The following is a 9872-nucleotide window of genomic DNA, read 5'->3' as shown; positions in this document are numbered from 1 at the left end:
TCCGTAAGAAATTCAATTAATTTAGGCATAAAAAAATGGCTTAGCGAACACTAAACCGTTAAACCTCAATTCTTTAAGTTTGTAGCGAGAGCGGGGCACGATCCCGCGACCTCCGGGTTATGAAACAATAATTGTTTTAGCAGTTTGTTTATAACTACCTTTATTTCAGAACTATACAGTTTATATGAAAATCAAATTTGTGTTCGATTTTGTGTTCGTGTGTTATACAAATGAATTCCAAATATAAATAAAAAAAGAATATGAAATAGCTTCCTTGTAAGGTTGCATATTATGATATATAAACATGAGAGCATACATAGGTTTAGACCTAGTTCTGAATATCAATAAAAAGTATAGTAAATTTTGGAAAAGTAAGGTGGAAGAAATAGTATAAAAAATGTGATTGACTCAATTTCTCATCCACTCCAATTGCGGTAGGTTCAAGCCAATCACATTGTAAAATTATAAAAAAGTGAATTTTACCAATATAAAAGGGATGAAGACTTGCCAGTTGATATTGTCTTGTCTTGTCTTGTCTTGTCTTGTCTTGTCTTGTCGTTTTGCGGGTTTTGTCTTGTTTTAGCCAGTTTGTCTTTTAATACAACTGGCAATTATTGTGTTCTTACTCATTTTAAATAGTCGATACAAGATAAGCATGTTAGTTTTTACATATTGTTTTTAATCAATTTAATTAGATAACTGTCCATTCATTAACTGAATGAACCTAGTGCTTTTTCATTTGCAGTATAAGACTTTTCTTTATATTACTATAGAGGTGTGCTAAGTGTTCCTTTTCTTTTTTATTTTACTAATCGGAAACCTCTGTAAACATAAAGAAAGGCAGAGATAAGGGAGAATATATTATTTATAACAGTTTATATTATTAGTTAATTCTTATATTAACAGATTTTAAAACTTAAAATGTTTTTTTGAGTATTTATTGTAAAAGTTATACGATTAAATAAAGCTCTTAGGGAGTTAAATATTTCTTTAGAAAGGGCGGTGGGGTTTTTATCTGAAAATGGTATAGAAATAGAACATCGTCCAACTACAAAATTAAATGAATTAGAATATTTTATTTTATTGAAAGAGTTTAAAAAGGATGCTTTTAAAAGGATGGCAACGAAAGATGTGATGGGTGAACTAATAAAAAGTCGAAAATTAAACCAATTAGAAAAGGAGAAGCATAAGTTATTAAAAAAGGGAGCTGTTCTGGAAGAACACACAAAGAATCAAGTTGTTGAACTTAATAAAGCACAAAATAAAAAAATGATAAATTATGAAGAGCAAATAATTAATGATTATAAAGCATTAATAGTATCAAGTGGAAATGATTCTGGTAATCCAGATAAAGGGTACCCTAAACCACAATGTGTATTTGTGAATGAATATGAGGTTATTAGACTTAATAAAACATTACGTGATGAATACTTTCCTAATAGTGGTCACCTTATTGCTTTAACTAATTATACAAGGGATATAAAAGAAAGGTTTGAGTCAACAGAATTTTTTAAATTAAAATATCAAAATTCTAAAAACTTCTTCGCTGAGGATTATTATAGTGTTAAGTACGAGGTTGTAAGTCAGAGTGTGGAAAAGCTTTCATTGTTAATTGATAAAAATATAGATGTTGTTTTAGCCAAAGGAGAACTTGAATTACCCTATAAATATCATTCTTCTGTATATGTGAAAACAAATTCAAAAATATATGGGCCAATTGCTATAGTAGATGTGACCGAAGAGGATGTGTTGTTAGAGGATGAAATGACCTACAAATATAAAGTTCAATCATTATTGACTAGTAGTTTGGGATTAGATAAGGATTATGAAGATGTGATACATGTATTTGAGGAATCAGGTGTGGAGAAATATATTATTAATAATAGTTATGGTAAGAATGATTCTGAGGAATTTTATATTACTAATACAGTTGAGTTGTTAAAAAATATTGATCCAATTGAATTAATTTTAAATGAAACACTAGATACTACAATAAAAATTATTGAAGAAAAACATCTACCTGAAAAAGAAAACGATGTCGTAGTCGCCGATTTAAATGAAGCAAATAAAATTAGATTTGAAAAGTATTTAGAATCGAAAGCAAAATCTGATAAATGGTTAAGTTTTCTAGAAAATAAGATATTAAGTAAATATTTAAAAACAAATGAGGGTAAACAATTTGTTGAAAATTACGTAGAGAATCATCGGGAGCAAATTATTGAATCAAAAATAAAGGAATTAAATAATGTAGCTGAAGAAAAGGTAAAAGAAGGAATCTCTAATTTAGAATTGGAAAAGGAAAATATTATTGATTCTATAAATGCTTCTAAAAAAGAGAAGGGGAATTTAGAATTGGAAATAAAAAAACTTTCTAATGAAAGGGAGAGTATAATTTTAAAAAGTGATGATTTAGAAAAATTAATTAATGAAATTGAATCTAAAACTAAAGAATTAGATCTTCTAAATGATTATGAAGCTATTTATAATTCTGTAGAGGAAAAGGAGGCAAGAGAAAAAGAATTAGATATTATAATTAATAATGCTCAGAATAAATTAAAAAATTTTGAACACCAAGAAAAGGAAATAAAGACAGAGTTAGCTAAGACATCGGAAGATTTAATTATAAAACGAATTGGTGAAATTCAACCATATTTTGAGTTAATGAACGGTTCCTACACCAAGCATAAGGAAAATGGTGATATTTTTCCATTAGAGTTGAATGGTGTTGTGTTTAAGGATAGTGAAACAAGTTTGTCGAAATTGATAGAAGACTTGGATAATTTTCTTCAAGCCAACGGTAGAAGATATAGGCAAGAAGAAATTTTAAATATAATTACATTATATTTTCAAAACTTTTTGGTTATTTTTTCAGGTTTACCAGGTATTGGGAAAACTTCATTATGTAATTTAATTTCTCAGTTTTTCACACCTAAAAAATGTTTTTTAGAATTAGCTGTGTCTAAAGGGTGGAATTCTAGGAAAGTATTACTAGGCTACAATAATCCTATTAATAATATTTATCAGTTTGATGAATTTGGATTTGTGAAAACATTAATAAAATACAATAAATTGAATCCAAACGTTCCATTAAATATTTTGTTAGATGAAGCGAACCTTAGCCCAATTGAATATTACTGGTCTGATTTTATATCTATTTACGATAAGAGTAGCCTTGAAAGGAGTATAAAGCTAGAATTAAAAGGATATGAGGAATTGAATGTGCCAAATAATTTAAGATTTATGGCGACAATTAATAATGATCATACCACAGAACGATTGTCTCCTAGATTAATAGATAGAGCTCCAATAATAACTTTAGATAGCGATAATTTAAGAGTTTTTGATACTCCAAATTCTGTTGATTATACTTTAGAAGGATATTATGATTTTAGTGAAATTGAGAAATTAATGAATCCTTTAGTGTATAGTCTTTTGTCAAAAGAAGAAGAAATATTAAAAGAGATATTTAAAATATTAAAAGATGAAGGGGCTATTGTTATAAGTCTAAGAAAAGTAAATTCAATAAAAAAGTATTGTAGTGTTTCTAGAGAGTTAATGTTGAAATATACTTCTAATCAATATTCGCATATAGATTATGCTATTACTCAATTTGTATTGCCTCAATTGCATGGTCAAGGAAAAGCATTTGAATCAATGTTAAATGAATTGATTGAGGTGTTTAAAAAATATCAGCTGTCTAAATCTTCAAAAACTATAAAAAAAATAAAAGAAAAAGGAGCAGGTTTTCAAGTGTTCTCATTTTTTAATTAATGAAAGTTTTATTTTATATAGCTAATTTCGAGTACGGGAGTTATTCAGGGGCTTCTATGTTGTACGATTTACGTGACAGTAATAATATTGTAGTAAATGAGCTCGACATGGTTCATTTTGTGATAGAAAGCGAGGAGCTTATAAGTGTAGACAGTTTTCAGTTTATTTTAGGTGTGAATAGTTTTTTGTTAGATGAAAGTTATTATGTGTTTAATGATTTATATTATTATGGGTTAATCATAGATTCAACTATTTATAATTTATCAAAAAAATCTATTGAGGCAAAAAATTATTGTACTAAATTCTCGCAACTTTTTTTAAATAATTTGGGCTATGTAAAGCCTGAGGTTATTTACAAGGAAAACATAAGTTTTTTTAATCAAATTCAAGTTAGAACAAACAAAATATCTGATGCAAATTTTGATATTATTATTAAATATTTAATGTTTAATAATTATTTTGATGAAGCTGTTATTTATAAGACAAATTTACCAACGGATTTTTCTGATTTAAAAAACTCACTGTTAGAATCTCTCAAGTTTTTACATAGGAAGGTAGAAACGATAGTAGATGAAATTTCAGCATTTAAATATAATTCTGTTAAACAATATAATACACAAAATGAGGTTTTACCTTATACTTCAACTTCTTTTGTTGATAATGAGTCTTTTAATTGGTTGTTCCAGAACTTAGATGCTATTCAACATGTAGGAGTTGGTGCTTATGATTTAAAAATAAACTCAAAAGCATGTCGTATAAATGATATAAGTCAAGTAGTAAGCAGTTACAGTTTTAATTCTTACGAAAATAGAGTAATCTTAGGTTATACGAAATTATATGTGTTAATTTTAGCGGATTTTAAAAAAAACCTTGATAAAAATATTATACTAAGGTCAAGAGATGTAGGGAATTTCTATGAATATTTAGTTTCTAAATATTATGAAATAGTAGAATTGTATATAGATGAGGTTTTGAAAGGGTTTAACATTATATATAATTATTTTGTTACTGTATTAAAAGTTGAACTTCCTTTGGTTGAATTTCCCAAGGATACTTATATGTTTGTTTCATTTCCACACTATAAGAATTGGTTTGAATTAATTTTATTATATAATAATCTTTTTTCGAAGGAAATTAAAAATGATTCTATTAAAAGTAATTTGGAAATAGAGTCTTTTGATAGGCTTTTTGAAGTTTATCTTTTATACTTAATTAAGGATTTAATCCTGATTAATTTTGATGCTGTTTGCACATATTATAAAGTTGATAATAATAAAAATAAAATTGCAGGGTGTTATAGGTTTAAAAGTAGGTCAGAAGATGATATAACGATAACTTTGTACTATGAAGATTTACCGAAAGATATTCATTTACTTACTGTTTTTACAAATAAGCAAAACATTTATAATCCAGATTATGTAATAGGGTTTGAGAAAGATGGTTTTCAGGAATTTTTAATTCTTGATGCAAAATACAAAACCTATAATAGATTGGAAGATTATAAAAATGACGTCCGTGATTTATCCTTTAAATATTTACATGGCTTAGGAGTTATTTCTAAAAAAAGTAAAGTTGCTGGGCTCTATTTGATAAATATTAATGAACAACAGGGGTATAAAAAAGTATTTAAGAATCAATTTGATATTTTAACGTCTGAAAGCCCTGTCATTCCTTCGATAGGAGGTATAAGTATAGATCCCAAAGATTTTAATTTAAAGGAAAATCTACTTTTAGACATAATTTTAAAACATAAAATCATTTTCGAAAATAGGATCCTTGAAATAAGTAAGGTAACAAAGAGTGTGACTAAATAATATGATTTAAATATTAAATCATAAAAACATTAAAAAAGAAATTTGTTTTCATCAATCAGTGGAACCACAAGAGAATTATAACTAGTTAATCATAAAATTAACTTAAAAGTAAAATAAATTTGTAAATTAACTTATAAGTGAATAATTTTGCACATATAAAACCAATAGCACAATACAAAAAAGTAGGCTACTATTCAGTATGTATTAATGATGGAGAACACTCTTTATTTGAAGAATTTATCAAAGAGCATACGAAAAAGAATGAAAAAAAGTTAGATCATATACTTAATTGGCTAAAAGTTATAGGAAACGAACATGGTGCACAAACATACCACTTTAGACCAGAAGGAGAAACGGCTGACACTTCTGCACTCCCACCCAAGGGAGTTGACCGTAAACCTCAATACACAGAGTATGGTAAAAGGAAAGCAAACAATCTGCGATTATATTGCTTAAGAGCAAATGAACACGTTGTTTTCTTATTTAGTGGAGACATTAAAATAACTAGAAAAGCGCAACATTGCCCAAATGTTAAAAGTCATTTTAAATTAGCAAATCAAATTACCAAAGAAATTGATAACGCTTTTATAGAAAAAGATATCGCTTGGAACGATGATTATACACAAATAGAATGTAATGAAGATTTTAAAATCTATTTCTAAAAAACACACTATGAAATTCCCACAAAACAACATAATTGATGATTGGCTAAACGAGAATGGTAACCCTGAAGTTGCTAGGTTAGTAGAAAAAAATCTAGCATTAACAGAAAAGATTAATTCCATTTTAAAAGAACGTGGTATTAAAAAAGGCGAATTTGCTAAAATGTTAGGAAAAAAACCTTCTGAAGTATCAAAATGGTTGTCTGGTGCTCATAATTTAACGTTGAAGAGCATTAATAAAATGGAGTTTGTTTTAGGTGTTGATTTAATTAATATTGAGCCAATAAAGGAAATAGAATATGTTTATCTAGGCTCTATTCAAGGTGGTATGGAAGATGCTATCAACGATTATGAAGATACCAACTATAGCGCAGCAAGTTAATGAATAAGGAGGTTAAAATAGAACCAGAAAAAATACACCTATTTCATGTCAATATAGTGGAAAGTGCTATTAAAGATGTTACTCAAAAAGAAGATAACAACTTTACAATTAATATTGCTCAAACCACAATGCATAATTTAAAGGATGAAAGAGTTAAAATAGGGTTGTTTGTAGATTTAATAGACGATAATGTGTCTTCTGATGCTAAAGCGCATTTTGTTTTCGATTTTCATTTTAAAATAGACGAATTGAGTAGTTACTATGAGTTAAAAGAAGATAATTCCCCAATCTTTGCAGGAACACTTATAGCAACGCTTTTAGGTATTAGTTTCTCAACGGCAAGAGGTATTATTTTTGAAAGACTTTCTAACACCAATATGCAAGGAATGATTCTGCCTGTGGTATCACCTCAAAAAATGTTAGCACTTCAAAAGAGAGAAAACACTTAGTGTTTTAGCTTATGAAGATTTTCTTAACGACTTTGTAATAAAAGAGGTAGGCTGTAATAAAAGATTCTGTATTAATATCTTATATCAATACAATTACCACCTTCATCAGTTAACTCAAAAGTTTTAATAAGGGTTTTTATGGAACTATTCTTTGTATAAAGGTTTTGAGCTTGTATTTCGGTTGTGGAGCGTTTAATTTTATTTGTTGTTGATTGTTCTATATCAAAGTAAATGTCTGCCAAATCATAGCCTTGTTTTAAGGCGTTTTGTTCTACAAATTGGCTACAAGTAATTTTGAAGCCAGTTGCTTTGAGTGTTTCACATTTTTTGTTCCAATCGGGAAACTCACCATAATCAGGGTAAGCAATAATTTCAAAAGGCTTTAAAGGGGTTAGTAGTGATTCATTTAAGTTTTGTTTACTGCCAGTTGCTAACCATGTGTATTCTGGTAAGAGGAGCTTCATGGTAATTGCTGTCTTTTCACTTTCAACCAAACCAATTAGTCTTGTTTTGTTATTAGCTAAATGTAATCCAAAAAGACATTGCTTTAAATTAAAATCAGTTATTTTAAGAGCTTTATGTGCCCAACTTATATGATTGTATGGTTTTTTTACCCTGTTACCAGTTGCAGTATCATAAAGCATGATTTTGCCAGTTCTAAAATTAGAATATTGATCTAATTGCCAAAAAACAGTTGAGCCATTCCATTTTTTAGAAGTACCAATTTTATATGTCTTAAAAGTTTGTTCTACCTGTTGGCTTTTAAAGTGTTTAGATAAAAATAAAAAGAGGTTATTCCTATGATAGTTTTTAATTGTAGCTAAAGCAATGGATTCGCGTATGGTATTAACTGCTTTTGGGGGTTGTTGGATAAACTTTGAAGCCGATAATACAAGGCTGTCATTAGGTTTTTTAAAATACCCACATGAGCTTTCTCGATCACATCTACCATAAGTATAGTCTAAATAGTTATTAGTTTCAATGTCAATATAGCGAACATACTTTTTTTTATTGCAGTTCGGGCAAATATGCTTTTTACTCCCTTTTTCTAAAGAGTGTAGGTATTGTATCATGGCTGGACATTTTTTAATATTCGTAATATTCGTAAGAGACTAGGGGCTACGATTGTTACGATTATTACGATTTTTTTAATTTCACATTAAATAAGCTCTCTAAAAGATGGTTTCTACAAGCTTCATCTGAAATAATTTTGGGCTTGGTTCTACGAGGTTTTTTCTTATTTTGAATAGGAGCAACGTCTTTGCTAATAAGCGTATACAGCCTTATTTGCTCTTCCGTTGGAAGGGCTTTAAAGATGGTATGTACCGTATTAGCGTCCACTTATAATGTATTAACTATTTTGTTTTTTTAATACATTTCTAACTGTGCCTTCTGAAACCTTGAGCATTTCAGCAATCGCAACATTGGTGTGACCTTCCTTTTTTAAGCTTAAAATTTCTTCATTTCGAGTATCAGTATCGTTAATGCTGCTTACTTTAAGGTGGTTTAGTTCATTGTCGTAATCATTAAATTTAAAATGCAGATAATTAACATCTTTTACAATGGAACAGGTGATGACGTTTTCTGTGCCATAAATTTCCTCCACGACACGTTGCTTAATTTGTTTTAAGTAACGAACGCCAGTTGCATTAAAACTTTGACCAATTGCAAACGAACTATCACAAAAGTTCATTAGAGATTTACTACCTGAAAGATCGTTTTTTGAAAGTGGTTTTGAGTAATCCCTTTTTGGCGTATGGGCAAGCACTAAAATGGAAAGATTATGCGCTTTCTTTAATTCATTTAGAAAAATCATTAAAGTAGTAGCTTCTGAGGCCTTTTCAGTACCGTTTTTTAGATAAGAGATATTATCTATAATTAAAACTTTAGCAGACCGACTAAGTACTGTATTTTTTATGCTTTCGCATAAGTACGCTTCAAACGATTCAAATGTAGAAGGGATTTTTGTTGCGGTCTCAATTTCTGCTCTAAAAAAATTAGGATTAAAATTGAAGTGATTTTTATAGTTTTCAGAATATCGGCATTCGAATTGTTTGTCTGAAAGTTCAAAGTCCAGATAAATAACGGGTTGTTGCTCTGCTTCTAGCTGCAAACCGCAAGTTGGATAGCCAGAAGAAATACTATTAGCGATTTGAACTGCTAATATGGATTTACCAAGGTTGGTATCGGCAAATAGAATGCATAGTTCGCTTTCAAACCAAAATTCCCCAAAAAGCATTTTAGGAATTGGTCTTTTATTAGCTTCTTCAAGCCATTCATTAGCGGGTTTAATTTGAAATAGGGAAGGAGCTGTATTTTGCTCCAAATCCTTAGCGAGGTCTTCTGTTAAATTGTAAGTGTTGTTCATTTGATTGTCCTTGTATAATAGACTTCAAATTTATTTCACTCAAATTTTAAGATGTTGACATTTGTTGAGATTTGTTCACATTTGTTGACATTTGTTGACATTTGTTGATATTTTTTGAGAGTTAAATCCTGCCTATGATGTCATGTCGTACTATTAGTCTTACTAATTTGTTTTTTTATTCACCAATATTTCTCAATTTTTTTTAGGGATAAGTCACCCTGAAAAGCGAGGTTGAAATGTTTTATCTTGTTTGCTTATTTTAAAAAATCAGAATAATCTTCTGGAAGTTCAGCATCAATATCACGTAAATATTTTTGCAGCGCATCCATTGTAGAGTGCCCTGTGATTAATATTAATTTACTTTTAGCTTCAAAAGAGGAAGAGTCTTTGACTAATTCGCGATATAGCTTGGTTATAAAGGTGAGT

8 protein-coding genes and 1 pseudogene are annotated in these 9872 nt (G+C 28.9%); 5 read left to right on the top strand and 4 right to left on the bottom strand.

The window, feature by feature from the left end; all coding sequences use genetic code 11:
• Positions 1–1002 precede the first annotated feature (1002 nt).
• From F6U93_RS07220 to F6U93_RS07200, 5 genes are all read left to right on the top strand, one after another.
• Complete coding sequence (locus tag F6U93_RS07220) at positions 1003–3771, top strand: hypothetical protein (RefSeq protein ID WP_150938312.1); 2769 nt, start codon at positions 1003–1005, stop codon at positions 3769–3771.
• Complete coding sequence (locus tag F6U93_RS07215) at positions 3771–5585, top strand: hypothetical protein (protein WP_150938310.1); 1815 nt, start codon at positions 3771–3773, stop codon at positions 5583–5585. The genes F6U93_RS07220 and F6U93_RS07215 overlap by 1 nt, the downstream gene beginning before the upstream one ends.
• A 137-nt stretch (positions 5586–5722) precedes the next feature.
• Positions 5723–6247: a hypothetical protein gene (locus F6U93_RS07210; protein WP_150938308.1), complete on the top strand. Its 525-nt coding sequence runs from the start codon at positions 5723–5725 to the stop codon at positions 6245–6247.
• Positions 6222–6629, top strand: a complete 408-nt coding sequence (locus F6U93_RS07205) for a helix-turn-helix domain-containing protein (protein ID WP_150938306.1) — start codon at positions 6222–6224, stop codon at positions 6627–6629. The genes F6U93_RS07210 and F6U93_RS07205 overlap by 26 nt, the downstream gene beginning before the upstream one ends.
• Positions 6629–7078: a hypothetical protein gene (locus F6U93_RS07200; RefSeq protein WP_150938304.1), complete on the top strand. Its 450-nt coding sequence runs from the start codon at positions 6629–6631 to the stop codon at positions 7076–7078. Before F6U93_RS07205 ends, F6U93_RS07200 begins: the two co-directional genes overlap by 1 nt.
• 71 nt (positions 7079–7149) lie before the next feature.
• Here F6U93_RS07200 and F6U93_RS07195 read toward each other — a convergent pair whose 3' ends face one another.
• The 4 genes and pseudogenes from F6U93_RS07195 to F6U93_RS07180 all read right to left on the bottom strand — a co-directional run.
• Positions 7150–8151: a DUF6371 domain-containing protein gene (locus F6U93_RS07195; protein WP_191963468.1), complete on the bottom strand. Its 1002-nt coding sequence runs from the start codon at positions 8149–8151 to the stop codon at positions 7150–7152.
• 64 nt (positions 8152–8215) lie between these two features.
• Complete coding sequence (locus F6U93_RS07190; protein ID WP_150938302.1) at positions 8216–8419, bottom strand: hypothetical protein; 204 nt, start codon at positions 8417–8419, stop codon at positions 8216–8218.
• A gap of 10 nt (positions 8420–8429) precedes the next feature.
• Complete coding sequence (locus F6U93_RS07185) at positions 8430–9404, bottom strand: AAA family ATPase (protein WP_225312606.1); 975 nt, start codon at positions 9402–9404, stop codon at positions 8430–8432.
• A gap of 296 nt (positions 9405–9700) precedes the next feature.
• Positions 9701–9872 (bottom strand): annotated as a pseudogene (locus tag F6U93_RS07180) (tyrosine-type recombinase/integrase); the annotation flags it as partial.

It is taken from the genome of Pseudotamlana haliotis, from assembly GCF_008806375.1.
Taxonomy (GTDB): Bacteria; Bacteroidota; Bacteroidia; order Flavobacteriales; family Flavobacteriaceae; genus Pseudotamlana; species Pseudotamlana haliotis.
The sequence above is the reverse complement of the archived record's forward strand: the minus strand, read 5'-3'. Positions and strand labels throughout refer to the sequence as shown.